This window comes from Arthrobacter sp. 2MCAF14 (assembly GCF_052115645.1).
Classification (GTDB): domain Bacteria; phylum Actinomycetota; class Actinomycetes; order Actinomycetales; family Micrococcaceae; genus Arthrobacter.
The window spans coordinates 74,785-100,783 of the sequence record NZ_JBFRHB010000002.1; the positions used below are offsets into that span (position 1 = coordinate 74,785).

A 25,999-nucleotide genomic window follows, 5' to 3' on the forward strand; every position below is an offset into this window, starting at 1 on the left:
GATGGGGTTGTGTGGAAGGTGCGGTGTTACTAGCCAGTGACGCTGCCCTGGGTGAGCCCGGCAACGATGTAGCGTTGCAACGCTGCGAAGACCAGGAGGATGGGGATGATCACCAGGACTGCTCCGGCCATCAGGATCCCCCAGCCGGCGCCGTTTCCTTCAGAGTTCTGAAGCAGGGTCAAGCCGACCGGGAGGGTCATGGTTTCCGGCCGGTCCGTGATGATCAGGGGCCAGATGTAGTCGTTCCATTCGCTGACCACGGTGACGAGGGCGACGGTGGCGATGGAGGGGAGCGACACCGGGGCGACTACTTGCCACAGCCTGCGCCAATGGCCCGCGCCGTCGATTTCCGCGGCTTCGAGGATGGACCCCGGAAGCGTCTTGAAATGCTGGCGTAGGAGGAAGGTTCCGAAGGCCGTGCCGAGTCCCGGAAGAATGATTCCCCACAGGGTGTTCTTCCCGCCGATTCCCGCGATCAGGATGTAGTTGGGGAGGATCGACACCTGCGGAGGCACCATCAGGGCCACGAGGATCACGACGAAGATGACGTTCTTGAACGGGAAACGGACAAAGACCAGGGCGTACGCCGTCAGGATGGCGAGGATCACCTTGACCGTGGAACCGACCACGGTGACAATCAGGCTGTTTAGGAAGAACCGGACGAACGGCACTGTGGTCATGGCCGTGTGGTAGTTCTCCAGGTTCAGGCCCTGTGGCAGGATCTTGAGATCCGTGGTGACGATCTCGCCGGGCTGCTTGAAGGAACTCAGCAACATCCACAACAGCGGCAGGACAACCACCAGCGTGGCCACGATCAGCGGGATGTAGCCTCCAGCCAGTGTCTGGACGAGGTTTGCGCGGGAGAACGGTTTGTCGCGCCGCGCTGGGAGCTCCGGACCGCCGTCGGGAGCTTCAAGGGTTCCGACGCCGCTTGCGGGGTTGGGGCTGACGGGAGAGAGCGTGCTCATGAGTAGTGCACCTTCCGTTCGACGAACCGCAGCTGGAGCACGGTGATGATGAGCAGGATGGCGAAGAGCACCACTGAGATGGCGGCGGAGTAGCCGGCGCGGTTGTAGGCGCCGAAAGCCTGCAGATATGCCTCGTAGATCAGCGTGCTGGTGCCGTTGCCCAGCGGCGTCATGATGCGGATCAGGTCAAAGGCCTGCAGCGAGCTGATCATCGTGGTGATCAGCAGGAAGAACGTGGTGGGGGAGAGCAACGGAACGGAGATGCTCATGAAGCGGCGGAAGCCGTTGGCGCCGTCCAGGGAGGCTGCCTCCATGACGTCCTTCGGGAGCGACTGGAGCCCGGCGAGGTACACGACGGCGCAGTAGCCCAGGTTCTTCCAGACGTAGACGATGATGACCATCACGAGGGAGAGCTTCGGATCGTTGATCCACTGCGGGCTTTGCTGGCCGATGCCCCGGAGCAGCCAGGACAGCACGCCGTATCCGGGGTCGAAGATGAACAGCCAAACGAGGCCGACTCCTACGCCGCTGAGGACATAGGGGGCGAAGACGGCGGAACGCGCAAATGTAGTGCCGCGGACCTTCGCGTTCAGGGCCAGGGCCACCAAGAGGCCCAGCACCATGGAACCGCCCACGGTGACCACGGTGAAGGTGAGCGTGGTGCCAAGCACTTGCGGGGCGTCGGAGCTGGTGAAGAAGTTGACGTAGTTGTCGAAGCCCACAACGGTGGCCGAGGTGGAGCCCAAGGTCCAGTCAAGGGTCGAGTAATACATGTTGTTGATCAACGGCAGATACGTGAACACCGCGATCAGCGCCAAGTTCGGCAAGGCCAGTGCCAGGAACACAAAGAAGTCGCGTCGGGTTCGGCCGGACCAGCGTCCCCGGCGCTGAGGGGCCGGGACAGCCTGCGCGGTGTCCGCGGGGCTGCCTGTCAGTTGTCTTGTCATGGGAGGTCTCTAACGGTTCGCAGATATCGGGGCGCGCCGGACCCGAACTGTTGGGTCAAGGGGGCGGCTAGTTTTACCTCACCACACGGGAGCACCTGTCAAGTCAAAAAAAGGGCTGTTCGCGGGATTGTTGGACAAGCCTTTTGCGCTCGTTTACTCGATGTTTCGTGGCGCATGGGCCCGTGTTCACATTCGAGGCACGACTACCGTTTGTGTTCGGAAGGAGGCCGGGCGTGCTCACGAAATCCTGGGCACGCCCAAGTACTCCCCACCGCCACCCTCGCCTCGCAAGTCCCCACCGGCTCCCAACCTTCGCAAGCTCAGGCAGGGGGCCCTCGCCGGCGGGGCCCCACGGCCAGGGAACCCTGCCGGCGTGGGCCCACGCAGTTGTTGTCGTTATCGCGGCTGATAACGGCTGATAACGACAACAACTGTCAGCCAGTTGGTGGCGGGGAGCAGAATAGGCACATGACTTCGAAGATCACTGATGTGCCAGGAATTCGGGTGGGACATGTCCAGCGGATCGGCGATGGCTGGCTGAGTGGGGTGACCGTTGTCCTTCCGCCGCGAGGGACAGTGGGATCGGTGGACGTGCGAGGCGGCGGCCCCGGCACGCACGAGACCGACGCCCTCGACCCCACCACCCTCGTGCCCACAGTCGACGCGGTAGTGCTCACCGGCGGGAGTGCCTTCGGTTTGGTCACGGCCCACGGCGCCCAGCGATGGTGCGAAGAGCAAGGGCGCGGGTTCGCCGTGCCCGGGGGAGTGGTGCCGATCGTTCCGGCCGCCGCGATCTTCGACTTGGGCCGCGGCGGTGACTTCGCCGCCCGCCCCGACGAAGCCATGGGATACGAAGCGGCCGTTGCGGCTGCGGCCTCAAGCGAGCACGCCGACGTCGGACGCGGAAACATCGGCGCCGGTACCGGTGCAGTGATTGGCCGCGGCGCGTTCAAGGGGGGAGTCGGCACCTCGTCGATCACCTTGGACAGCGGCGTGGTGGTGGGCGCGCTCGCAGTGGTCAACGCGTTGGGGATGCCTTTCGGCACATCGTCCCCGCGGATCGAATCCGGCAGCTCAGAACCGGCGGGGCCTCCGGCGCTGAACACCACGCTCGTCGTCGTCGCCACCAACGCGGTCCTCGACCCCGCCGAATGCAAGCGCACCGCGAGTGCGGCACACGCCGGCCTCGCCCGGGCGCTGAGTCCTTCCCATACCCTCGCCGACGGCGACACTGTGTTCGCGCTGGCGACCGGCGCCGTCGGGCTTGACCGCAGTTCGGAACAAGCAAGGCAGGTTTCGCTCATTACCCTGCAAAGCGCGGCGGCGGACGCCGTCCGCCTGGCGGTCCTTGACGGTGTCGCGGCTGCGGAATCCATCACGACGGCGGCAGGCACCTTCACTGCCTACGGCGAGGTTTAGCGGGATCCAAGGGGGTTCCTCGGTCCTCGGAAGGGTGACACCGTGCCGGTGTCTGCGCTAACATGGGCGGATTTAACTTTCGTGCCATTTTGGCGTAGAGTTGTTTGTTGGTTGTCTCCACAGCCACGCCCATTTAACAGGTCGCGAGTCCTGCTTCGTGGAGTGGCAAGAGCCGGACGGCCAAACAAACAAAAACGTCCGCAGATTTTCCGGTGCCTAACCGGAGGGCTGCGGCAAACAACAGTTAGCGGAGGATATGGCCAAGAAGGACGGGGTCATTGAGATCGAGGGCGTTGTGACTGAGGCACTGCCCAACGCGATGTTTCGCGTTGAGCTCACCAACAAGCACATCGTTCTTGCACATATCTCGGGGAAGATGCGACAGCACTACATCAGGATTCTCCCTGAGGACCGCGTAGTGGTGGAGCTAAGCCCTTACGACCTCACACGTGGTCGCATCGTCTACCGCTACAAGTAATTGCTGGGCGGCAGCCTCGGGAAACCGGGGTAGTTGCCGCAACAGCTGACCAACTGCAACACGCAAAGGAACGCCATGAAGGTCAAGCCGAGCGTTAAGCAGATCTGCGACAAGTGCAAAGTGATCCGCCGTAATGGCCGGGTCATGGTGATCTGCGAGAACCCGCGCCACAAGCAGCGCCAGGGCTAATTCCCCGCAAGGGAACTAGCGCCCGCGAGGGCAACCTGGGTTGCTAACCCACGCAAGTAAATAAAGGCAGCACAAGCTGAATCGGGACGTATTAGAGCCTGGACAGCTAACCCCCGGTCGGAGGCTGGGGCCGCACTGAAAGTGCGGGTGTACTGCCTACGACCTCCGGTTTATTCAAGGAGTACTGCCACTATGGCTCGTCTCGCTGGCGTAGACATTCCCCGCGAAAAGCGGTTGGAAATTGCGCTTACTTACATCTACGGCGTGGGCAAGACCCGTGCACACGAAACCCTGGCTGCCACCGGCATCAGCGCTGACGTTCGGGTCAAGGACCTGACTGACGCCGAGCTGGTCCAGCTGCGTGACTACATTGAAGGCAACTACAAGGTTGAGGGTGACCTTCGCCGCGAAGTAGCAGCAGATATCCGCCGCAAGGTTGAAATCGGCAGCTACGAAGGCCTGCGTCACCGCAAGGGCCTGCCCGTACGCGGTCAGCGTACGAAGACCAACGCTCGTACCCGTAAGGGCCCGAAGCGTACCGTCGCCGGCAAGAAGAAGGCCGGACGTTAATCCCCATTTGCCCCCTAAAATCGCTGCGCGATTTCAGGGAACCCGGCAAATGTGGGCCCAAGCGTTTAGCTTTCCCCCAATAAACTTTCTGTAGGAGAAATAATGCCCCCGAAGACTCGTGGCGCGGTTCGCAAGCCGCGTAAGAAGGACAAGAAGAATATCGCGCTTGGCCAGGCGCACATCAAGAGCACCTTTAACAACACCATCGTGTCCATCACGGACCCGAACGGTGCCGTAATCTCCTGGGCTTCCGCCGGTGAGGTTGGATTCAAGGGCTCCCGCAAGTCCACCCCGTTCGCCGCCCAGATGGCTGCCGAGGCTGCTGCAAAGCGCGCCCAGGAGCACGGCCTGCGCAAGGTTGACGTGTTCGTCAAGGGACCGGGATCCGGACGCGAGACCGCAATCCGTTCGCTGCAGGCCGCTGGCCTCGAGGTTGGCTCCATCCAGGACGTCACCCCCAGCGCCCACAACGGTTGCCGCCCGCCGAAGCGCCGCCGCGTCTAATTGGATTCTTGGCCTTGCCGGCCGGGTCCGCCACGGAATAGCTTGACTGCTCCGTGGCGCCCGGCCGGCAAAGCCGGAACCAGCCGATTTCCACCACCTGTGTTGCGTCATATAGCGGATGCTCGCCGAAAGGAAACCTAAGTGCTTATTGCACAGCGCCCCACTCTGTCTGAAGAAGTAGTCTCCGAGAACCGCTCGCGTTTCATCATTGAACCGCTGGAACCGGGCTTCGGTTACACCCTCGGAAACTCCCTCCGCCGTACCCTGCTCTCTTCCATCCCCGGTGCTGCTGTAACCAGCATCCGGATCGATGGCGTGCTGCACGAGTTCACCACGGTTCCGGGTGTCAAGGAAGATGTCACTGAGATCATCCTGAACATCAAGAGCCTCTCCGTGTCCTCCGAGCACGATGAGCCGGTTGTTGCATACCTGCGCAAGCAGGGCCCCGGAATCGTCACCGCCGCGGACATCGCTCCGCCGGCCGGCGTCGAATTCCACAACCCGGATCTGCACATTGCCACGCTGAACTCGAAGGGCAAGTTCGAACTCGAACTGACCATCGAACGCGGCCGCGGCTACGTTTCGGCAGCTCAGAACAAGTCCGGCGACTCCGAGATCGGCCGTATTCCGGTCGACTCGATCTACTCGCCGGTCTTGAAGGTAACCTTCCGCGTGGAAGCTACCCGTGTTGAGCAGCGCACTGACTTCGACAAGCTGATTGTCGACGTCGAGACCAAGCAGGCTATCGCCCCGCGCGATGCCGTTGCTTCGGCAGGCACCACCCTGGTGGAGCTGTTCGGTCTGGCCCGCGAGCTGAACACCGCAGCTGAAGGTATCGAGATTGGCCCGTCGCCGACGGACGCTGCCCTGGCAGCTGACATGGCACTGCCGATCGAGGATCTGGACCTCACCGTCCGTTCCTACAACTGCCTCAAGCGTGAGGGCATCCACACCGTGGGTGAACTCGTTGCCCGCTCCGAGGCTGACCTGATGGACATTCGTAACTTCGGTGCGAAGTCCATCGATGAGGTCAAGGCAAAGCTGGTTGAACTGGGTCTGTCCCTCAAGGATTCCCCTCCCGGTTTCGATCTTGCAGCCCGCGCCGCAGCCATCGAAGAGGACGACGCCGCGTTCAGCGACGACGAGCTCTAACAAGCAGATCTTGGCCACCGAGTCCACGTTCGGACCCGGACGGCCTTCATTACAGGAGAAATTACTATGCCTACCCCCACTAAGGGTCCGCGCCTCGGAGGCGGTCCGGCTCACGAGCGCCTGATGCTCGCGAACCTGGCAGCAGCCTTGTTCGAGCACAAGCGCATCACCACGACGGTCACCAAGGCCAAGCGCCTGAAGCCGTACGCAGAGCGCCTCGTGACCTTCGCCAAGCGCGGCGACCTGTCCTCCCGCCGTCGCGTGCTCGGCCTGATCAGCGACAAGGGCGTTGTCCACGAGCTGTTCACCGACATCGCCGGCGCCGTTGCCAACCGCGATGGTGGCTACACCCGTATCACCAAGATCGGCAACCGCAAGGGCGACAACGCTCCCATGGCTGTCATCGAGCTGGTTCTTGAGCCGGTTTCCCCGAAGCAGGCTGTAGTTGCCGAGGCAACTGCTGCTGCCAAGAAGGACGCTGAGAAGGCTGCTCCGGCTGCCGAAGAGACCGCTCCGGTTGTCGAGGAAGAGGTCGTTGAGACCGAAGCCGAGGAGACCGAAGCCCCGGAGACCGAAGCCGAGGCTCCCGAAGCCGAAGCTGCTGAAACCGAAGAGGCTCCGGCCGCTGAGGAAAAGAAGTAATTCACTGAATTCTTCACAGTAGACTTAAGTCTATGAACGAACGAAAACCCGCTGCCCCCGTTTTGGGGGGCGGCGGGTTTTTGCGTGTCCGGATGGATCTTTCGTATGACGGCGGCCCTTTTAATGGGTGGGCGCTTCAGCCCGGTCTCCGGACCGTGCAGGGATCGTTGGAAGAGGCATTGGCGCTGATCGTGCGGCGCCCGGTACGGGTCACCGTGGCGGGACGGACCGACGCTGGTGTCCACGCCCGCGGACAAGTGGCCCACATTGACCTGTCCGAGGCGGAGTGGGGCGTGCTGCCGAGGGGCCACGAGATCGACCCCGCCGCCGCGCTGTTGCGGAGGCTTAGGGGAGCCTTGAGCCGGGTCCTGCAGGATGAAACCGGGGCCATTGAAGTGCACGACGTCGGACTGGCGCCTGACGGTTTCGATGCTCGCTTCTCAGCGTTGTGGCGCCGCTACAGCTACCGGATCGCCGACGGCCCGGAACGCTGGGACCCCGTCCTGCGCAGGCTGACGCTTTGGCACAAGGCCGCCCTGGACCAGGGAGCGATGAACTCCGGGGCCGCTGCTTTGTTGGGGCTCCAGGATTTCCGCGCGTACTGCAAGCCCCGTGAGGGAGCCACAACCATCAGAGAACTGCAGCGGCTTGAGTTCGTGCGCGGCAATGACGGCGTACTGGTCGCCAACGTCCAGGCCGATGCATTCTGCCACAACATGGTGCGTGCCTTGGTGGGATCCGCCTTGCGGGTGGGGGAGGGACTGGAAAGTCCGGAGTGGCTGCATGAGCGCCTGCTCGCGGGTGTAAGGGATGCCAAGTCCGTGCTGGCTGCTCCCCACCCCTTGGTGCTTGAGGAAGTGGCCTATCCTTCTGACGATGAACTATTGGCGCGGGCCGAGCTGACGCGGGCGCGGCGGGAGTAGGTTTGGGGCCGTCGCTCCGAAGGGGTCCTCCTCGACTCTGGGTGTCGAGGAGGACCGGTCTTTTCAGGGAACTGAGAGCCTGTCGCTTGGACGGGCGTTCAGCTCGGGATTTGGATCAGGTGGGAGTTGCCGCTGATGGCGTTGATCGCCGAGACAAAGATCGGGCCAAGCGCCGTTCCGCTCCCTGCGCAGAAGAAGTAGTCTCCATCAGAATTCTCTGCGGCGATCTGAGCAGGTGTGGAGCAGGCATTTGCCGTACTCGGATTGCCTTGGGGGTCCTTTGACGCTGCGGCGGCGAGGACATCGCGGACATACGCTCCAGTACCTCCGCATCGTTCCGTGGCTAGGTTGTACCCGACGGTGATCACCAGAATTCCGCGGTCCTTGGCATCCTGCGCCACTGCTAAGAGATTGCTGCATGCTTTAATGCCGTCCGAACTTCCAATATCTCCGGGAACCGCCACCGACGTGGATCCGGTGACGTCAGGTTCGTTCGGCTGACCATCGGTCTCCAAGATAATCGCATTGCGTGGCGTTCCTGAACGGGTGGGCAGGCTCCCCAGGTTGTTGGCGTCGAAGCCCAGCAGATACCGGGCCGCAGCTTTCATCGGCGATGCGAGGCTGGTGCCTGTGCCCGAGTGGACCAGGCACTGCAGACCTTTGACGAGATTGCTGCTGCCGTTGAGCGCGGGCGGCGAAGCTGCTGTGGTGTAGTCGTTGGAAAAGGGAACCGGGAGCCAAGGGCCGCTTGTTTGCGAGGCGGAGGGATTGGTGAGGCAGCTGGCGGGTGCTGTGGAGCTACTCCTGCCAATGGTGCCCAGAGCCACGTATTGCTGGTCCTTCGTCATGGTTTGCAATGTGCTCTGGATCCCTGACGTGAGCGAGGATAGGTCAGTGTCGCTCATACTGCCCGTTCGGTCCGCGACGATCGCAACATTCATGGGGTTCGGACTCTGCGCACCGCAGGATCCGTGGCATGCGTTCGAGGAGAGAGATCCGGTGTTCCCGGTGTTTATGCCGATCACTGGCGCGAACGCGAAAGGGACGTCCATGGACCCGGTCACAGTTATCGAGTTGCAGGTGTGGCCGCTTCCCGCTACGCAGGGGATTGCGCAGATCGTCTCGTTGCACTTGGCGCCGGCGACGGTTCCAGGGTCGCAGACACTGGGTACCTGTCCGCTGGCCACGGTCTTGGTGGCTCCCGTGGAGCCGACCACACACCAGAATTTGACGGTGGGGACGGTGCCGGGATCGTTCGAGTTGGCGTACGAGAGCGCGGCACTCTGTGCCGTGGCGGGATCGTTCGGGAGGGAGGCCACACCTGCCAAGGCGGCGGCATCCAGGGCATTACTCAGGTGCTGGCGCTCGAAAAGCAAGTGGCCGAAATCGATGGCCAACGCTACCGAGCCAAAGAGCACCGGAACCAGCAGCGCAAACATGAGAATCGACGCGCCCCGCTCCCGGCCCGTCAGGTCCGGACGCCGAACGCCCGGAGCAATTCTCTGACGTATCGGGTTCCCGCTCTCGCCGATACCGGCTTCGGTATTTCCGTTTCTATCCTTTAGAGAGTGCATGATCCTCCGCTCCAACCCTGTGAACCCGAGGTCACAGCCGCTGTGCCCTCCATTTTCATGACCGCTTTGGCCTCGAAAAAGCCATTGAGTACCCACGAGTAGAAACCCGAGAGGGACGATTGGGGGTAGCGCAAGCACACAACCATCACTCCGGGCGTACCCCCCGAGGTATCGACGACGAACTTCACCTGGAGTTTGGTGTTATCCATCATTCCCTTCGCCAAGTTCGCGGAGGCAATGACGTCGCCTTGAGTCACACCCTGCCGTGCGCTTTCCCGCGCCGCACCCTGGAGGCTGATGCTTTGCCCAAGAGCGGTGCCGAAGTCGATGACCCCAAGGAGCATGGAGAGGAGTAAGGGGAGGACGAGGGCAAATTCAACGGCCGCCGCACCTCGCTGACGAACATTCCATTTCGCTGCCCTTCCTGCCCGGATTCTAGACATCAGTTGCTCCTTCAAAATGTGTTATGCGGACCCGAAGACTTCCGATAAATGTGTGGTCGTGGGGAGCTAGTATGCTCCGGCCATGCTGTCCATTACTTTGATAATTGCCGGCCCGATGATCACAATGAAGAGCGCCGGAAGGATGCAAAACATCAGCGGGAACAGGACCTTCACGGGCAGCTTCATCGCCTTTTCTTCCGCACGCTGCCGGCGTTTGATTCGCATCTGCTTGGCTTGGGACCGCAGCACGTTGGCAATTGCAATGCCGTAGATGTCGGCCTGGACGATTGCCGCGACGAAGCTCCGAAGATCCGGCACATCGGCGCGCTCGGCCATGGAGAGGTAGGCGTCCTTGCGGGTTCGTCCCACCTGCATGTCCTGAAGCGTCCGGGCTAGCTCTGCCGCAAGTGGTCCTTTGCCATTTTGACCGGCCCGGGCCATGGCCGTTTCGAAGCCGAGCCCGGCTTCGACGGAGATAAGCATTTGATCCAAGGTGTTGGGAAGTTCAAATTCGATGGCCTTTTGCCGCTCGGCGCCGCGGCCGTGGATCAAGATGTCCGGCACGAAATATGCCAGCGTTGTGAGGACAATTGCCACGAGCACGCCGCTTCCGCTGGGCGACTTTAATAGGATGAGGATCGCCAGGACCGCGACAATGAGTGCCAGGGCTGGTTTGGCCATGAGGAGGCGGTCAAGCCGAAAGCGGGTCGGCCGGCCGGCCTTCGCGAGAAGCTTGTCGAGCCACGCAGCGTAGCCTTTGGGGGTAATCCGAACCCCTAGGGGCGCGGATTGCTTTGCTTCGTTCGTTGAAAGCGCACCGGCCCCCGAGTCACCAATGAGGTTCCGGCCTCGATTCAAATTGGAACGAACAGCCGCGTATCCCCTACGATCCACGGATACTACGGACCACACAATGTATGTAATGGGAACAATAATGATTGTCACGATCACCCATGCCATTGCCGTCATGATCTCCCCTAGAACTTGATCTTTATCACTCGACTGAGCCAGAAAGCGCCGGTGAGGAGCAGCAATGTCCCGACCACCAGCATGATCCAGCCCAAGAAGGTTGTGTATAGAGTTCCTACATAGCTGGGATTTGCAACACTCAGCCAAAGAAACACCGCTATCGGCAAGCCCGTGAGGATGTAGGCCGACAGTCGACCCTCCGCACTTAGGGACTTCACTTGCCCCTTGATTTGGGATCGTTCCCGAATGGTCTCGCCCACATGGTCTAGGACTTCTGCCAAGTCCCCACCCACTTCGCGGTGGATTTCAATCGCTTGCCCCGTCCAGTCGAAGTCCTCGCTGCGAAGGCGATGTGCGGCATCCTGGATGGATTCCCGGAGTTCGCGGCCCAGCCTGGTTTCATTGACGATTCTTGCAAGTTCTTCGGACGTGGGTGCCTCGGTTTCCTTGGCGACGGCATCCACCGAGCGGAGAAGACTGTGGCCGGCCCGCAGGCCACCGGCCAGCATTTGCAGGGTATCGCCGAGTTGGTCTTCGAATTTTGCCCGCCGCCGCCCCGTCAGGAACTTCAGGAGAATGATGGCAGCCATCGGGGTGGCCAAAAAGAACAGGGTGCCAAAGGCTATTCCATTGACAACGAACCCGATAAAACCAGCAGTGACAGCAGCGCATGCCACGAGCAGGATGAAGTCTGCCTGGCTCATTTTAAGACCGGCCCGATCGAGGGACTCTCGACTGCCGAAACTGGCGCTGCGGCCGACTCGGCGTTCGACGAACGAGGTGGCCTGATCGGTGGCCTTGGTGAGGAGAGAGCGGCTATCGGAGACCCCGGGCCGTCGGCGGGACAACGCAATCTGGCCTCGACCAGATCCTAAAGTAACGATCAAGAAGATGCTCAGCGCGACAAAGCACAGCCCTACGCCAATTGCCAGGAACACCGGGTTTGCGCTTATCACCTAAACGCACCCCCCACCGGCGCTGGAGCGAAAACCGAAGGAGAAAGGGTGATTCCGAGATCGGCGAAGTGATCCGCGAACCGTGGACGCACCCCCGTAGGAACCGGTCGTCCCAGGAAGCGTCCATTTGCATCGACCCCTGCGGCGTAATCGAAGACGAATGCATCCTGGAGCGTGACGATATCTCCCTCCATGCCCTGAACCTCCGTCACATGGGTGACTCGTCTGGTTCCATCTCGAAGCCTTGAAATGTGAACAATCAGGTTGATTGCGGAAGCGATTTGTTCGCGGATGGCGCGGAGGGGCAAGTCCATTCCTGCCATGAGAACCAGGGTTTCCAAGCGGGCAATCGCGTCGCGAGGGGAGTTGGCGTGCACTGTGGAGATGGAACCATCATGACCGGTGTTCATCGCTTGAAGCATGTCCAGAGATTCCCCGCCGCGGACTTCACCGATGACGATGCGGTCGGGGCGCATGCGGAGGGAATTTCGTACAAGGTCCCTGATACTGATTTCGCCTTTTCCCTCGATATTGCGCGGGCGGCTTTCCAAACGGACAACGTGCTCCTGCTGCAGCTGTAGCTCCACTGCATCCTCGATGGTGACGATTCTTTCGTCAGCCGGAAGGAAGCTGGAGAGAACGTTCAACAACGTGGTCTTGCCGGTACCCGTACCGCCGGAAACAACAATGTTCAACCGAGCCTGGACACAGGCATGAAGCAATTCGGCCATTTCGGGGGACATTGTGCCGAAGGAGATCAGCTTCTCCACGCTGAGTGGGACGCGGCTAAATTTGCGGATAGTGAGTGCTGAACCGTTGATGGCAAGTGGGGCAATGATGGCGTTGACGCGGGAACCGTCGGAAAGCCGTGCGTCCACCAAGGGGGAAGACTCGTCGATGCGCCGGCCGACTTTGGTCACGATGCGTTCGATGATGCGCCGGAGGTGCTCTTCGTCGTTGAATTTGGCACCGGTGAGATGCAGCCTTCCGCCCCGCTCGACGTAGACCTTTTCTGCTCCGTTGACCATGATCTCTGTGACGGACTCCTCTTCCAGGAATTTCTGGAGCGGCCCGAGCCCAAGGACGTCGTCGATAATTTCCTGGACCAGGCGCTGGCGTTCAGGGAGAGTCAGCGGAATTTCATCCTGTTCGATAATGACTCGGAGTTCGTCCTTGACGTACTGATGCAGCTCAGACTCGTCCATGGACGAGTCGGTGATTCGGCTCCCCATCCGCTCATAGAGTGCGGTGCCGACACGCTCCTTGACCGCGTTGAGCGCCTCATTGGTATCCGATGCTTCCCTCGCACTGGAATGGCCAGAGGACTGTCCTGCGCCGGTGGTCGCCGGGCCTCCCCAAGGGACCGATTCGTTTGTGTTTTGAGGTTCCGCGACGGCGGTTTCAATCCCTCGTGCGGCTTGGAGTCGTCTGCTCAGGCTCATTGGACTACTGCCCTTCTGTGAAGCTTCTTGTGAGACCGTTCTTCCCAGTCAGGCTTGAATCGCTCAACCAACTGCGCCAGGCCTTTAGCCGCTGGATCCCTGGATCCGTCTTGAAGGAGCGGCACTCCTTTGTTGGTGGAGTACGGTACCGTCCGGGACCGTGGAAGCACGACGTCAACGGGGCAGCCGATCGTGGCTTCCACGTCTTTGAGTGTGAGCCCGCTGCGACGGTCTGCGAAATTGAGGATGACGTGACGGTGTTCACTCAACAACCCAAGCTCGTTGAGTATGCTGAAGCCGGTTCGGAGGCCCCGGATGCTGGGGATGTCCATGCCGCATACCCAGACGGAATCAGTGGCGACCTCGAGTGTGGAGAGGACGTGTTCCCCGAGGCCTGGGGCGGTATCGACCACCACAAATTGAAACTCCGTGGAGAGTTGCTGGATCAAATGGGCCACTTGAGCACCGGAGATTTTGTCAGAATCCACCGGATTCAGGGGAGCGCAGAGTGCATAGATCCCGGCCGGATGTACGGACAGGTAGGATTTTAGGACCATGCTGTCTTGGACAGCCGCTCCTTGTACTGCATCGGCTAGAGTCCGTTCCGGTTCCAGCATGAGCCCTGAAGCGACGTCACCAAACTGCAAGTCGAGATCCAGGACCACGACTCCCATGGGCGAAACTTTGCCAAGGCCCACCGCGAGGTTCGTGGTGACGGTTGTCTTTCCGACTCCTCCCTTGGGCGACATGACGGAGATGATCCTGCCAGCGCCGGGGTGGCTTTCAACGGAATTGCCCAGTCCGCGCCGCCGGCTGGCTGCTGCCAAGCTGGAGCGCTCCAGCATGGCCCGGATATCATCAGACTGGGCGTGGGGCGCAAGAAGATCCCGGACGCCGGCGCGCATGGCTGGCAGGGCGATATCCGCTTCTTTCTCCGTGACAACAACAATGCTAATTTCCGGGTATTGGAGGTCGAAGAGGCTAGCAAGCCGAATTGAGTCCCCCATCGGGAGGCCAGGGCCCAGGAGTATTACTTCAACGGGTTCGCCTGTCAGGATTCGGAGGATATCGTCAGGGCTCGGTGGCAGGTAATCGGCGACGATCACGTGGATGGCGCCATGGAGTCCCGTCGTAGCTAGCCGGGCGCGGCGTTCAAAGTCTTGGTCTGGCGTGATTAGCACGAAACGGCTCATCGGAACACATCTGCCTTTTTGACGACCGTGGGCACACTTTCAGTAGTGGACGTTGGCTCTTTGGTGAGCCAAATCGTGCCGAACTGTGCGGCCAAGGCTATTTTGGCTGAATCGACGTCGTTGCGGGCAACGGTGACCAGGAGTGATCCGGAAGGAAGCTGTGTGTTGGCCTGCGTTTTGGGGTCTTGAGTCGTCGTAGAAGGTTTGGAATCCGCGCGCTGGACGCTGGTAACCAAGACTTTGTGGAAGACCTGTTGGGCTGTTTCCCCAGCGGCACCGTCCGCAAAAAGCACAATGACGCCGACAGTGTCACCGGCTTGTATGCGGCCACCGATGACCCGCTGGGCCTCCAGCTGGACGGAGATTTCCTGCATTCCAGGTGGAACGGGAACTGATCCCGGGGCTGCCAGGGTGTTCGGATCTACCAGACGGGCCCCAAGCAGGGCCTCACCCGGGAGCAAGTCAGTTGCAGCCACTTTGCCCTGCAGGCCGTCGAGGCTCTTCAATGCCCCGTTGGGAACTGAAGCTTGCGGTAGCGAGACGAGTTTCACAGCAGTTTTGATGCTATCCGCAGTTGCGCCGGACGGTATTTGGCTTTGCACCACCAAAACGTCGACGGGTTGGAGATCCCGTTGGGCCCGAGCTTCGGCCCCTTGAACGTATGAGACCAGTAGCAGTGTGCCAACAACGGCCAGCACAAGAGCAACAATGCCTCCCAGTAGGCGAGTTTTCACTTGTTCCCCTCACGTAAATCTTATTTGGAAAGTTGAATCGTGACAGCCCCTGTATGTCCAACGAGAATAATGAAATGCTTCTTTGGGGCGTGGCCGGCGTTGGCGGCGACACAATAGAAATGCCCAGGAGCGGTGACTGCATTGGCGGAACTTTGGCTCCGATCGTCAGCACCGCCCCCGGGCAATATTTCAGCCTCTGGATTACAAGGCCGTTGAAACAGATGTAAACGCTGTGTTGATCTGACCACCCAGGGTGACCACGATCGCGACGATGACCGCCGCGATCAGTGCAACCAGCAAGCCGTACTCGACGGCAGTTGCGCCTCTTTCGGATCTGACCAACTGCTGCGCCCGCCATCTAAGAGACAGGGCTGGCATTATCAGGTGTGTCATTGGACTTGTTAGAGTTTGACCGAGATTGTGTTGAAGGCGCTGTTGATTTGCGTGCCGAGAGTTGCAACTACGGCGACGATGACCGCCGCGATCAGTGCAACAAGCAAACCGTATTCAACGGCTGTTGCGCCCTTTTCGGAGGAGAACCTGTCTTTTACGCCGGCGATGAATGCGAGGGTGTGGATCATGAGAGTTGACATCGGAAAACCTTCCCAGATAGGTGAATTTGTCTACGAATTCCTGCCGCTCGCATATCCCGTTTAGCGGATCGGATTTCGATAGGACAAGAATTGCTCCTGGGAGGGTTAACAAACAATGCGTAGTGGTACTCGTCTTTCTCAGTGCTGGTTGCGTCGACTACTCGAGGAAGCTTCGCGGGTACTCGATTTTTCTGGCTAAGTACTACTTAGGCGTCGACACGGATGGGGCTCCTGCGAGCCGTGGGAAGCCAATGAAGATAGGGCTGCCTCATGCAAAGAGCAGTACCACTCCAATTGCCGCTGCGAACATAGCCGGCCCGTGTGCCACCTCAGCGGGCTTGATTCCGCGCTTCAGGCGCAACATCAGTACCGTCATCACCCCGCCAACCACGAGTCCCAGCAGTCCCCCGTAGAACACTTGGCTCCAGCCCAAGTAGCCCAAGTACATTCCGAGTGGCGCTGCGAGCTTCACATCGCCCATTCCGAGGCCTCCGGGAGAGATCAATCCAAGAATTAAGTACCCGAGGAACAAAATGACGCCGCCGGCAGCTGCGCGCAGCAGCCCCGGCCAGTCCGAAAGCAGCGCAGCAGACGTAGTTAGCAGGACCAAGCCGGCAGCAAGCAGAAACAGAACCAGCGGGTTTGGAAGCAAATGGTGTGCGACGTCAACGCGTGAAAGCTGCACAGCGACCACTGCCAGGAGGAGATAGGACGGGAGCGTGGGAGACAAACCGAACCGGAGCGTCAGGACGGCAAACAACGCCGCGGTGATCACCGCCGTCGTGAGCCTCATAACGGGGGACGGGATGCCGCCAAGCCGCGGCAGGGAACGGGCTATCAGAAGCTCCGCGAGGGGGCTCGTGAGCAGCCCCAGGAGCCCGAAGGCGGCCACAAGCAAGGGTTGGGCGGCAGTTGCTGTCATGGCATCTCCTAGGAGCTCAGGAAGGGTCTCGGTCGTTCACGCTGGTTTCCAGCCTATTTTGACCCTGAAGCCCGTTGCCGCTATTGTTGATAGTCGTTGTGCGTGTCCTTTCTCGATGACACATGCCCGCTTGGGGATCCAGTTGCAGGATCGTTAACTCGACAGGCATATCGGGACTTCGGGATAACTGGTACATAGAGCCCTCACCTCTGCTCCGGTAACGCATACCTAGTAGGCACACGCTTCAAGCGTGCCGCCTAAAACATGAACGCCAGAACAAGAACGAGGCAAAACCGTGCGTACGTACACCCCGAAGCCCGGCGATATCAACCGCCAGTGGCACGTCATCGATGCCACCGACGTTGTCCTTGGTCGTCTTGCCAGCCAGACCGCAACACTGCTGCGCGGAAAGCACAAGCCGACCTTTGCGTCCCACATGGACATGGGCGACTTCGTCATCATCATCAACGCTGAAAAGGTCGCCCTGACCGGCGCCAAGCTGGAGCAGAAGCGCGCATACCGCCACTCCGGCTATCCGGGCGGCCTGACCTCCGTCAACTACGCGGAGCTGCTGGAATCCAACCCGGTCCGCGCCGTGGAGAAGGCCATCAAGGGCATGCTCCCGAAGAACTCCCTCGCTGCACAGCAGCTGGGCAAGCTGAAGGTCTACCGCGGTGCAGAGCACCCGCACGCCGCCCAGCAGCCCAAGACTTTCGAAATCACCCAGGTCGCCCAGTAGTCCTGGCCACCAAACAACTTTTAATCAAGGAGAATCGTGGCTCAGAACGAAGAACTGACCACCGAGGCCGTTGTGGCTGAGGAAAACCTGACCAGCTACACCTCGGAGAGCGGTGCTGCGGAAGCAGAAGCGCCGAAGAAGGAGCGCCCGGCACTGACCGTTGCCGGTGCCGCAGTTGGCCGTCGTAAGGAAGCTGTTGCACGCGTTCGCATCGTGCCCGGCACCGGCAAGTGGATCATCAACGGCCGCGAACTGGCCAACTACTTCCCGAACAAGCTGCACCAGCAGGACGTCAACGAGCCCTTCAAGATCCTTGATCTTGACGGCGCCTACGACGTCTTCGCCCGCATCCACGGTGGCGGCATTTCCGGCCAGGCAGGTGCACTGCGTCTCGGCATCGCCCGTTCATTGAACGAGATCGACACCGAGAACAACCGCGCCACCCTGAAGAAGGCCGGCTTCCTGCGTCGTGACGCCCGCGTTATCGAGCGTAAGAAGGCTGGTCTCAAGAAGGCACGCAAGGCTCAGCAGTACTCCAAGCGCTAAAAATGCGCCTACCCGTGGCGTTGCCGCTGGCGCGACATCACCACGGGGCCCTCGGCGCTTTTTAGCGCTCGGATCCACAAGCGCTAAAAATGCGCCTACCCGTGGCGTTGCCGCTGGCGCGACATCACCACGGGGCCCTCGGCGCTTTTTAGCGCTCGGATCCACAAGCGCTAAAAATGCGCTGGACCGCTTCAGCGCCCAGCACGAAAGCCCGCCCCGCCGTTTGGCGGGGCGGGCTTTCGTCGTACTTTGAACTACTGGGTGAGGCGGTAGAAGGACGCGCCGTCGATCATCTCGGCTTGAAAGTTGCTTTCGACCCATTGCACAATCCGGGCGGATTCCCCTCTCCCCTCAACCGTTAAAGGTGGGAGGTTCTGGATCACAAACGATCCGACACTACCTTGATGGACCATCGTTTGGAATTGCTCCAGCGTCGGGAAGGGATCTGTGCCGTCGAAACCACCCACTGCCAGGATCGCCCTGGAGCTGGCCAGCTGATAGTTGGCGGCCGTCTCCGAGCCGACGACGGCGGCCGCCCACCGCACTGACGCAGGACTTGCCTTAATCCTGCTGAGGACTCCCTTAGCCGGCACGTCGCCGAACATGACCGCGGTGAAGGCTGCCGGTGTATCGGCAGGCAATTGCGTTCGATCCGGACGATCAGTTCGGACGCCAAGGATGCTGGGCCCGGAAACCACTCCGGCGCCCGCATGCGGGTTCAGTACCGTGTTTATCGACCAGATCGTAGGACCCAAGAAGATCGACGCTCCCATCAGCAGAATTACGGCTGTTCTAAATTGCTCTTTGATCGGCGGAATCAAAGCGATTGCCACGGCCAGTCCACCTGCGATCAGTAAAATCGGGGGCAGCCACGGGAAGTCCTTCACGGACCTGGACGCGGAAGCGTAACCCAGAATCAGGCAGAGGGCCAGAACGAGTCCAGACACAGCACGGACCAGACCGTTCTTCAGGCGGCGCATCATGAAGGTTGCCGCGAAAGCGGCCAGGCAACTGAGCGACGGCACTGTCGAGATTGCGTAGTAGGGATGGACAATGCCCGACATCATGGCCAACACCGAGGCCGAACAAATAAGCCATGTTGAGCACAACACCAAGAACGAGCGCTGTTCGGTAGTGCCGTGACGGCGGACAAGAAACAGAACGGTGATACCGATTCCTGCAATGGCGAATGGGAGAAACCACCCGAACTGGCCGGAGAACTGCGGTTGCAGGAATCGCGTAATTCCGGGGTCAAGTTTCACGTCCAACGCTGCCGTTGCACCTGACATCGTTCGGCTGGCATCCGCGCCGGTCAGCCGATCCAGTCCGTTGTATCCCACCGTTAGCTCCCAGATGCTGTTGGATCTGGAACCGCCTACGAAGGGCCGGTGGGCAGGATCAGCCGCCTGTGCGATCATAAACCACCAGCCTGATGTCACGATCGCTGCGAGCAGCCCGGCACCTAGGTGGAGCAATCTGACATGCACACGGAACCGTGCGAAAAGAAAATACGCCAGTCCGATCGCCGGGAGGATGAGTGCGACCTGGAGTTGCTTGGTGAGGAACCCGGCTCCGACGCAGGCACCAGCCGCTACCAGCCAGATTGCTCTCTGGCGATCGAGGGACTCGAGAGTGCCATAGGCAGCCCCAATCAGCAAAAGTGTCAGAAGTGCATCCGGATTGTTGTATCGGAACATGACAGTGGCGACCGGCGTAATTGCGAAGAATAGCCCCGCCAATAGGCCGGTTGCAGGATCGCTCCGCTTCTTTACCATCCGGTATATCAGATAGACGCTGAGTACTCCCATCAGTGCCTGTGGGACGAGGATGCTCCATGAGTTGAGTCCGAAAACACGTACGGAGAGGGACATGATCCACAGAGACATCGGAGGCTTGTCAACGGTTATAGCATTACTGGGATCCGAAGACCCGTAGAAGAATGCCGTCCAATCTTCCGACCCGGCCATGGCGGCAGCCGAGTAGTAAGAGTTAGCCCACCCGTTGCGATCGAGCCCCCACATATAGAGGGCAGACGCAGAAGCCAGAAGGCCCAGAAGAACCGGACGCTGCCATGGAAGATCCTGGGCTGGGCCGCGGAACAGGGTCCACCAGAAGCTTCTTGTCCGTTCTGTGACTCCCGTCAACACAGCCGGAACTCCGCGCTTCCTGGTCCAGGGCTCTGGGACGCGACTGTGGTATCTGTAAGCACTAGCTTTCGTGACGGCGACACTTCAACCCCCGAGTGTTTTATGAACTGGGTGACGGTTCATTCCGAAACTGCTTCCCGGTCTGCCATGCTCAACGGCCAATGTGAGTCGCGGAATTGCTGTTAGGAGCGTAAGCGTGGGCAGAGCGAATACGGGTGAGACCAGCACCATGGCGGGGGCTATGAGCCAAGGCCAACCCTTTCGGGCGCCAAATGCAGCTACGCCGGCTCCAAGCATGCATCGTAAAAAGAAGCTGAGACCGCCGTCTTGTGTGGCGCCCCGGTGACTAATCAGGAAAGTGAACCAGGCCTGCCACTCGGAGGGGTTAAAAAGATAGGAAACGCCCGCTATGCCCACACACGCGCCGATGCCTTGTGCGAGTCGACGCCATTCACCACGCACCACGAAGCAGATGAGACCTACACCGCTGGTGATCTTCGTCAGCACCGGGAAAGCCCAGGCGGCAGGCATTCTTGTTCCGATTACTGCCGAAGCGGCAAGCAGGATGAAGATGTTTCCATTGACCAATTCTGGAACACTCAGCAAGAAGAGCGGGATCGCCCACTTGAGCTGTAGTGGTTTGAGAAGCCAGACAAGAACAGCCGCCTCCAAACACGCCCACACTGCGAAGAAAAATGGCCAGTCGAGCATGGCAAGCGGGCGAATGACGGTGGCAAAAGCCGGAGAGTAAAGATACGCATCCAATTGACCGGCCGGTTTGTCATACAAAAGGGGGCCCTGCCCTGCCAGCCAGTACGCATGAGCGTCGAAGCCGGGGTTGCTGTTCAATATGGCGAAATAAATGCCGTGCCCCGCGAAGTAGGGACCCGCGAGCCACGCCAGAACGAGTGCGGTTTTTGTTAGCAGAGGAAACTTCCTAGCAAAGGCAGTCCGCGGACCGACCAAGGCGCTAGTGACGTCCTTGCCGTCTGTATTAGTCATGGCAACCCGACCCCGTACGGGCCCGTGCACAGGCAATCGAAATTTCCCAGCAGGGCAACAATTCCCGAGAAAGATAGTCGGCAAGCCGGTTGATACTTCTTTCGAGTATGGCGGACTCGTTGAAACGGGGACAATTACTTTCGAGCGCCAAGCCCCCAGAGCTAGGTGTCATGCGGTAATCGTAGATAATAGTTAAGGCTCAATACTAGAGTGGTGCAGAACAAGCTAATCAAGTAGTTCTACTCTTGCGCTCGCGCGGCTGAAGGAGTAAAGGCGGGTCTCGTTTGCTCTGAGACCCTAGCCGACGAGCTAGCGGCGTGCCGCGTAAGGCCCAGAGAACTGAACGTAGGTGCTGCCAGCAAAAGGCTCGACTTCTTAAGATTTGGTCAAGATTCGCTTAAGTCTTGAGCCAAAATCCTAAACAAACCTTATTGGAATATTTGAGCTGTCTTGAGGTGGGCCCAGAAAAGTGGATCTTGTTCCGCTAAACGGTCTCAAACGAAACGGAAACGTCCCCATGGACAGTTCACTCAGTTCTGGCGCGGGTCCCCGCCTGGGGGCGAGGGCCCGCCAACGCTTTTCTGCACGCCGCGTGCTCGGCGTGATCGCGACGACGGCGGCGACGCTCGCGACGCTTGTATTCCTTGCCGTCGGTCTTGTGGCCCCGCTGCTGCACCTCGGGTTTTCTCCCGTCTTGACCGCCAGCATGCTTCCCGCTTACGCCCCCGGGGACCTGCTCATCACGGCACCGGCCGACGTGACCAGCCTTCGCCCAGGCCAGATCGCAGTGTTTACACCTCCAGGTGAAAGCACACCGTTCGCCCACCGCATCACCGCCATCTCCGGCACACCGTCGAAACCGACGCTCACTACCAAGGGTGACGCCAACCCGGCCCCGGACCACTGGAAGGCCGTGCTGGACCAGACCCAGGTGCCGGTCGTCGTCGCCGTCGTTCCCTCGGTGGGAAGCGTCCTTCTGTGGATCGAGAGCCCTCTCCAGAGGGCTCTCCTGACGGGCTTGTTCGGTCTCACGGTCACCGGATCCGGTGTCTGGTGGATCCTCAGAAGCGCCCCTGTCTCCTCGGCACGCCGCAAATCCGGTACGTCCGGTCGCCGCAGCGCCGTCCCCGCTCTCTAAAAACCATCCCGCACCACCCTCCTCCAAAGGATCCGTCATGTCTGAAATCAAAGCCCGCCGCGCCGCCCGCTCCACCCGCCGCCGCGCCCCTGCCCTGTTCGCCGCCTGCGCCGTGGCCGCAGCAGGCCTGGCAATCACCGGAGGCGGCGTGTTCGCCGCCCTGAACGCCACCGCCTCCAACGCCACCGCCCAGAACGCCACCTCCGGCACCCTGAGCCTGACCATGGCCAGCAACGGAGTCGGGTTCGGCCAGTCCGTCTCCAACCTGGCTCCCGGCGACATCGTGAACCGCTACGTCAACCTCACCCAGGGCGCCACCATGGACGGCAAGGCCCTGACCCTCACGGTCGCGGATGGCACCCCGAGCAAGCTCACCACCGACGCCATCAAGGGACTGCACGTCACCGTCACCGCTTGCACTGGCGGCACCTGGACCACCACCGGCGCCGGATCCTGCACAGGCGCCGGAGCCACCCCCACCGCCCTGGCGACAAACGTCCCCCTCAACACCCTCTTAACGACGCCCTCGACCTTGATCGCCGGCACCGTCACTGCCGGGTCCACTTTGAACCTCCAGGTCTCCCTGACCCTGCCGGACCAGAACGAAACCACGGTCAACGGAACCCCCGCTCCCACCGCCCCCGCCACCACGATCCAGGGCCTGGCCTCGGCACTGACCTGGACCTTCGGCGAAACCCAGCGCACCTCCACCACCACCGGAAGCTAACAACGCGTGAACGTGCCCCACTACCCCAGGAGGGCCGCAGCCGCCATCGCGGCAGCGGTCCTGCTGGCGTGCACGTCCACACCAGCCCAAGCCGTCACCTTAGCCACCACAACCACCGCGTCCCAAGCCGTCTCGAGCGGCAGCTGGGGAGCCGTCGCGTCGAAAAGCACCGCCGCGCCGTACGGCAGCGGCCCGCTGACCCTCTCGTTCACCAACAACGGCAATCCCGCGCACCCCTCTTTCACGCCCAAGTACTTCACCATCGGCAACACTGGCACCATCCCCATCACACAAGCAAACTACGTGGGCACCACTACGGCTCCGTCAACTGTGCGATTCATCATCGAATCCTGCACCAGCACGTGGAACGAAACCACCGGCGCCTGCCCGGGGGGAACAGTGGCAACGGTCCTGACAACACCTTGGGGAACCTCGACCATCCCCGCCACCTCTGGCCCGGCCCCTGCAGACTCCGGGACAGCAATACGACTCCGCGCAAGAATCACCTTCAGCGGAAGTGTCCCCAAAACACCAGCCCCCACACTGACCATCGGGATCACCGTGGACCGCACCCAGGTCCGGACCGGGACGACCACCGGCGGCTGAACCCACGACAATGGATCAACAGAGCACCCGTGGCAACCCCATTGAACCCGAAGAGGACAAGAACTTGGCAGCCACAGCATGCGATGCGGTCTTCCACCCAGACGCCCTGCTCGACCTCGCAGAGCAGCTGCAATGCACCACCATTCCCCGGAGCTACGCGCTGACATTTCTGAAAATGCTCCAGACCCGGGTAGAACGCATCCTCTCTGCCATCGGCAACAATGACACCGAGAACGCTATCGACGCCGTCCTCAGCCTCAAAGTCAACGCCCACATGGTCGGCGCCCGCTCCATGGAGAAAGCCTGCGACCGGCTTGAGCAAAGCATCCTCCACGGCGACATGCGAGGCGCAGCACGCAACGCCGTCGTTCTTCCCGGCCTCGTCTGCACTCTGAAAACCGCCATGTCCGAGTTCCTCACCCGTGCGCTCCAGGAGGGAATGACCTTGGGCAACTGACCCCAAACCAATATGAAGCCGCTGAAGAGGCGCAGAACAAATCTCCAATGAGGGTGTGGCAACCGCCACGTCTTAGTCCACGGAGTCGGTGAATACCCTGGATGAAACCCGCGCCGCCTGCGGCGCCGACAGCGGCTGGGGGGACCGGCGGGGTCAGGCCTTCTTCGATCAACCCGAAGATCGCTTCCACCCGAAGCCTGCCGGCTTCATTCAAAAGCTTGTCCCCCCGGACCTTCAGGGACTCGGCCTCCGCCCAGGCTAGGAGGGCCGGGCGATCGGCTCCGTAAGTAATGTCCAAAAGTATCCGATCCCCGGCAACCCGCAGGGCCTCGGCAAGGCGCTCCACCAAGGACCGCTTGGCAGCCATCAGACGCGGACCAGTGACACTCACGGACCTCTCCGCATCTCGGACAGTCCACTGCCCACCGTCTCAGGCCGCTGTGATCCGCACCTTCAGTGGCGATTCGTCAGGCATTTCCCGACCCCTAAGCCAGTGGCGGAGGCGTTCCGCATCATACCGGGCAGCGCCCCGGTTCCCATACGGGCACAGATCCGCGGGCGTGCCATTGAGCATGTCTGCCAAGGTCTTGAAGGACATCACGTCCTGGCCTGCCCGTCTGGCTGCCTGTCGCACGGTCAACGGAGCCTGCCGTGGCGGCACTCCAGCGTCCATCCCATGTCCTCCCCAAAGCACTGACGTTCCTTGTGCGAGTTAACATCCCTTGGGTGGTCCGTGGCACGAGTACCGAGTACCTGTTTTCGAGACCCATGAAACCCGGATCTGGCCACGATTCGCGGGCTCACCGAAGCTTGAAAAGGAACGCCGCGCACCTGTTCCGTACCCTTCTCAGCCCCTATGATTGCGGAGGGGGTTGCGCCGAACGGGCGAACCCAAAGGACGCTGCCTGGGGGCGGGTTTGAAAGATACGGGTGAACGCGGAGCCGCCGCTGTCCTGATCGCACTGCTCATGGTGGTGCTGCTGGGTTTCGGAGCCATCGCCATTGACGCCGGCAACCTGTACGCCACGAAGGCGAAACTCCAAAACGGAGCCGATGCCGGGGCCTTGGCGATCGCCCAGGACTGCGCGACACGGGGCACAAGCCTGTGCACCCCGGCCGCCCCGGGGAAGGCGCTGCAGCTGGCCAAGGCAAACACCGACGGCGGCCTCGCCAACGCGGCCGCCCCGACGTTCCCCAGCCCCGGCACCGTCGTCGTCGATGTCTCGGCCCAGGACGCCAACGGCAGCGGAGTCTCCCTGGGCCTGGCAAGGATCTTCGGCGTGAACCGCGCCGACGTCAAGGCCGAGTCCACAGCGAAATGGGGGTCCCCCTCCGGCGGGACGGTCACCCTTCCGGTCACCTTCTCCGAGTGCCAGTTCGATCTGTCCGGAACGATCCAGGTCCTGCCGATCCACGGCACCACGACCTGCGTCAGTTCCAGCCCATCGGGACACATCATCCCCGGAGGGTTCGGTTGGCTGCAGTCTGACCCGGGAAAGTGCGGGGTAACGATTTCAGTCGCCAATCCAGCGGCCCAGTCCAAGCAGGGTGTCAGCGAACCCGGGCAGTGCTCGGCCGTATTCGACTCTCTCGAGAACCAGGTCATCATTTTGCCCGTCTTCGACGACGTCGACAGCAACGGCAACTACCACATCAAAGGATTCGCCGCGTTCCAGCTCCTTGGCTTCAACTTCCCCGGGCACAGCTGGAACAACAACGGCTCACCCAGCTGCAAGGGCAGCTGCAAGGGCCTGATCGGTAAATTCGTGCAGTTCACCAGCCTGAGCAACTTCACCCTGGGCGGCCCCGACCTCGGCGCCAAAGTGGTCCGGCTCAGTGGCTAAAAGCGCATCGGGCAAGCGGTGGTCCAATCGGCGAACGGCGGGTCCTTGGCGCCAACAACCGGCGCCGACGGCTCCCAAGGCAAAAGGAGAAGCTATGGGCACTGACGATCCAGACTGCAGGAGGCATCAAGATCGTGTTCCGTGAACTCCATAATGGGCTCAAGCAGGATGCCAG

The 25,999-nt window shown here is 61.0% G+C and carries 29 protein-coding genes; 15 read left to right on the plus strand and 14 right to left on the minus strand.

The annotated features are described in order from the left end of the window. Positions 1 to 29: 29 nt before the first annotated feature. Together AB4074_RS02230 and AB4074_RS02235 are read right to left on the minus strand one after the other, a co-directional pair. Positions 30 to 968: a carbohydrate ABC transporter permease gene (locus AB4074_RS02230; RefSeq protein WP_441411889.1), complete on the minus strand. Its 939-nt coding sequence runs from the start codon at positions 966 to 968 to the stop codon at positions 30 to 32. Further along, a complete protein-coding gene (locus AB4074_RS02235; protein ID WP_441411890.1) occupies positions 965 to 1,915 on the minus strand; it encodes a carbohydrate ABC transporter permease in 951 nt (316 codons plus the stop codon). The genes AB4074_RS02230 and AB4074_RS02235 overlap by 4 nt, the downstream gene beginning before the upstream one ends. Before the next feature lie 468 nt (positions 1,916 to 2,383). Between AB4074_RS02235 and AB4074_RS02240 the strand changes: the two genes are divergently transcribed. The 8 genes from AB4074_RS02240 to AB4074_RS02275 all read left to right on the plus strand — a co-directional run bounded on the left by AB4074_RS02240 (position 2,384) and on the right by AB4074_RS02275 (position 7,792). Next, positions 2,384 to 3,334: a P1 family peptidase gene (locus AB4074_RS02240; RefSeq protein WP_441411891.1), complete on the plus strand. Its 951-nt coding sequence runs from the start codon at positions 2,384 to 2,386 to the stop codon at positions 3,332 to 3,334. Between the two features lie 256 nt (positions 3,335 to 3,590). Next, a complete protein-coding gene (infA, locus tag AB4074_RS02245; protein ID WP_009358723.1) occupies positions 3,591 to 3,812 on the plus strand; it encodes a translation initiation factor IF-1 in 222 nt (73 codons plus the stop codon). A 75-nt stretch (positions 3,813 to 3,887) separates the two neighbouring features. Beyond that, positions 3,888 to 4,001 (plus strand): 50S ribosomal protein L36, encoded by a 114-nt coding sequence (gene rpmJ / locus AB4074_RS02250; protein ID WP_011775570.1) that lies wholly within the window; start codon positions 3,888 to 3,890, stop codon positions 3,999 to 4,001. Between the two features lie 192 nt (positions 4,002 to 4,193). After that, complete coding sequence (gene rpsM / locus AB4074_RS02255) at positions 4,194 to 4,571, plus strand: 30S ribosomal protein S13 (protein ID WP_011775569.1); 378 nt, start codon at positions 4,194 to 4,196, stop codon at positions 4,569 to 4,571. A gap of 102 nt (positions 4,572 to 4,673) precedes the next feature. Then, positions 4,674 to 5,075, plus strand: a complete 402-nt coding sequence (rpsK, locus tag AB4074_RS02260; protein ID WP_028265083.1) for a 30S ribosomal protein S11 — start codon at positions 4,674 to 4,676, stop codon at positions 5,073 to 5,075. 141 nt (positions 5,076 to 5,216) lie between these two features. Next, complete coding sequence (locus AB4074_RS02265) at positions 5,217 to 6,227, plus strand: DNA-directed RNA polymerase subunit alpha (RefSeq protein WP_265979357.1); 1,011 nt, start codon at positions 5,217 to 5,219, stop codon at positions 6,225 to 6,227. Between the two features lie 66 nt (positions 6,228 to 6,293). Then, positions 6,294 to 6,869 carry a 50S ribosomal protein L17 gene (gene rplQ / locus AB4074_RS02270; protein WP_441411892.1) on the plus strand — a complete coding sequence of 192 codons (576 nt, stop codon included), beginning with the start codon at positions 6,294 to 6,296 and terminating at the stop codon, positions 6,867 to 6,869. A gap of 32 nt (positions 6,870 to 6,901) precedes the next feature. Further along, complete coding sequence (locus AB4074_RS02275; RefSeq protein WP_441411893.1) at positions 6,902 to 7,792, plus strand: tRNA pseudouridine synthase A; 891 nt, start codon at positions 6,902 to 6,904, stop codon at positions 7,790 to 7,792. A 98-nt stretch (positions 7,793 to 7,890) separates the two neighbouring features. Here the strand turns inward: AB4074_RS02275 and AB4074_RS02280 are convergent, their stop codons facing one another. From AB4074_RS02280 to AB4074_RS02325, 10 genes are all read right to left on the minus strand, one after another. Then, positions 7,891 to 9,366: a pilus assembly protein TadG-related protein gene (locus tag AB4074_RS02280; protein WP_441411894.1), complete on the minus strand. Its 1,476-nt coding sequence runs from the start codon at positions 9,364 to 9,366 to the stop codon at positions 7,891 to 7,893. Next, complete coding sequence (locus AB4074_RS02285; protein WP_441411895.1) at positions 9,354 to 9,809, minus strand: TadE/TadG family type IV pilus assembly protein; 456 nt, start codon at positions 9,807 to 9,809, stop codon at positions 9,354 to 9,356. The genes AB4074_RS02280 and AB4074_RS02285 overlap by 13 nt, the downstream gene beginning before the upstream one ends. A gap of 66 nt (positions 9,810 to 9,875) precedes the next feature. Beyond that, a complete protein-coding gene (locus tag AB4074_RS02290) occupies positions 9,876 to 10,490 on the minus strand; it encodes a type II secretion system F family protein (protein ID WP_441411896.1) in 615 nt (204 codons plus the stop codon). 296 nt (positions 10,491 to 10,786) lie between these two features. Then, on the minus strand, positions 10,787 to 11,716 hold the full coding sequence (locus tag AB4074_RS02295; RefSeq protein WP_441411897.1) for a type II secretion system F family protein: 930 nt from the start codon (positions 11,714 to 11,716) through the stop codon (positions 10,787 to 10,789). Positions 11,717 to 11,730: 14 nt separating this feature from the next. Next, positions 11,731 to 13,176, minus strand: a complete 1,446-nt coding sequence (locus AB4074_RS02300; RefSeq protein ID WP_441411898.1) for a CpaF family protein — start codon at positions 13,174 to 13,176, stop codon at positions 11,731 to 11,733. Further along, entirely contained in the window at positions 13,173 to 14,369 is a 1,197-nt protein-coding gene (locus AB4074_RS02305) for an AAA family ATPase (RefSeq protein ID WP_441411899.1), read from the minus strand. The genes AB4074_RS02300 and AB4074_RS02305 overlap by 4 nt, the downstream gene beginning before the upstream one ends. Further along, positions 14,366 to 15,103: a Flp pilus assembly protein CpaB gene (cpaB, locus tag AB4074_RS02310; RefSeq protein ID WP_441411900.1), complete on the minus strand. Its 738-nt coding sequence runs from the start codon at positions 15,101 to 15,103 to the stop codon at positions 14,366 to 14,368. The genes AB4074_RS02305 and cpaB overlap by 4 nt, the downstream gene beginning before the upstream one ends. Before the next feature lie 201 nt (positions 15,104 to 15,304). After that, positions 15,305 to 15,496, minus strand: a complete 192-nt coding sequence (locus AB4074_RS02315) for a Flp family type IVb pilin (protein ID WP_441411901.1) — start codon at positions 15,494 to 15,496, stop codon at positions 15,305 to 15,307. Positions 15,497 to 15,504: 8 nt separating this feature from the next. Continuing rightward, positions 15,505 to 15,696 (minus strand): Flp family type IVb pilin, encoded by a 192-nt coding sequence (locus AB4074_RS02320; protein WP_441411902.1) that lies wholly within the window; start codon positions 15,694 to 15,696, stop codon positions 15,505 to 15,507. A 268-nt stretch (positions 15,697 to 15,964) separates the two neighbouring features. Further along, complete coding sequence (locus AB4074_RS02325) at positions 15,965 to 16,618, minus strand: prepilin peptidase (RefSeq protein WP_441411903.1); 654 nt, start codon at positions 16,616 to 16,618, stop codon at positions 15,965 to 15,967. 295 nt (positions 16,619 to 16,913) lie between these two features. Between AB4074_RS02325 and rplM the strand changes: the two genes are divergently transcribed. After that, the gene (rplM, locus tag AB4074_RS02330) at positions 16,914 to 17,357 is read left to right on the plus strand and encodes a 50S ribosomal protein L13 (RefSeq protein ID WP_024817563.1); all 444 of its coding nucleotides are present in this window, start codon (positions 16,914 to 16,916) and stop codon (positions 17,355 to 17,357) included. A gap of 36 nt (positions 17,358 to 17,393) precedes the next feature. After that, positions 17,394 to 17,903, plus strand: a complete 510-nt coding sequence (gene rpsI / locus AB4074_RS02335; RefSeq protein ID WP_441411904.1) for a 30S ribosomal protein S9 — start codon at positions 17,394 to 17,396, stop codon at positions 17,901 to 17,903. A gap of 254 nt (positions 17,904 to 18,157) precedes the next feature. Here the strand turns inward: rpsI and AB4074_RS02340 are convergent, their stop codons facing one another. Together AB4074_RS02340 and AB4074_RS02345 are read right to left on the minus strand one after the other, a co-directional pair. Then, positions 18,158 to 19,789 carry an ArnT family glycosyltransferase gene (locus tag AB4074_RS02340; RefSeq protein ID WP_441411905.1) on the minus strand — a complete coding sequence of 544 codons (1,632 nt, stop codon included), beginning with the start codon at positions 19,787 to 19,789 and terminating at the stop codon, positions 18,158 to 18,160. A gap of 345 nt (positions 19,790 to 20,134) precedes the next feature. Beyond that, positions 20,135 to 21,052 carry a glycosyltransferase family 87 protein gene (locus tag AB4074_RS02345; protein WP_441411906.1) on the minus strand — a complete coding sequence of 306 codons (918 nt, stop codon included), beginning with the start codon at positions 21,050 to 21,052 and terminating at the stop codon, positions 20,135 to 20,137. A 517-nt stretch (positions 21,053 to 21,569) separates the two neighbouring features. Here AB4074_RS02345 and AB4074_RS02350 point away from each other — a divergent pair. The 5 genes from AB4074_RS02350 to AB4074_RS02370 all read left to right on the plus strand — a co-directional run bounded on the left by AB4074_RS02350 (position 21,570) and on the right by AB4074_RS02370 (position 25,824). Then, positions 21,570 to 22,190 (plus strand): signal peptidase I, encoded by a 621-nt coding sequence (locus AB4074_RS02350; protein WP_441411907.1) that lies wholly within the window; start codon positions 21,570 to 21,572, stop codon positions 22,188 to 22,190. A 37-nt stretch (positions 22,191 to 22,227) separates the two neighbouring features. Further along, complete coding sequence (locus AB4074_RS02355) at positions 22,228 to 22,917, plus strand: TasA family protein (RefSeq protein ID WP_441411908.1); 690 nt, start codon at positions 22,228 to 22,230, stop codon at positions 22,915 to 22,917. Between the two features lie 12 nt (positions 22,918 to 22,929). Beyond that, positions 22,930 to 23,523, plus strand: coding sequence for a hypothetical protein (locus AB4074_RS02360; RefSeq protein WP_441411909.1), 594 nt, complete (start codon positions 22,930 to 22,932; stop codon positions 23,521 to 23,523). A 10-nt stretch (positions 23,524 to 23,533) separates the two neighbouring features. Further along, positions 23,534 to 23,980 (plus strand): Hpt domain-containing protein, encoded by a 447-nt coding sequence (locus AB4074_RS02365; protein WP_441411910.1) that lies wholly within the window; start codon positions 23,534 to 23,536, stop codon positions 23,978 to 23,980. A gap of 917 nt (positions 23,981 to 24,897) precedes the next feature. Continuing rightward, a complete protein-coding gene (locus AB4074_RS02370) occupies positions 24,898 to 25,824 on the plus strand; it encodes a TadE/TadG family type IV pilus assembly protein (RefSeq protein ID WP_441411911.1) in 927 nt (308 codons plus the stop codon). The last annotated feature ends 175 nt before the right edge of the window (positions 25,825 to 25,999 follow it).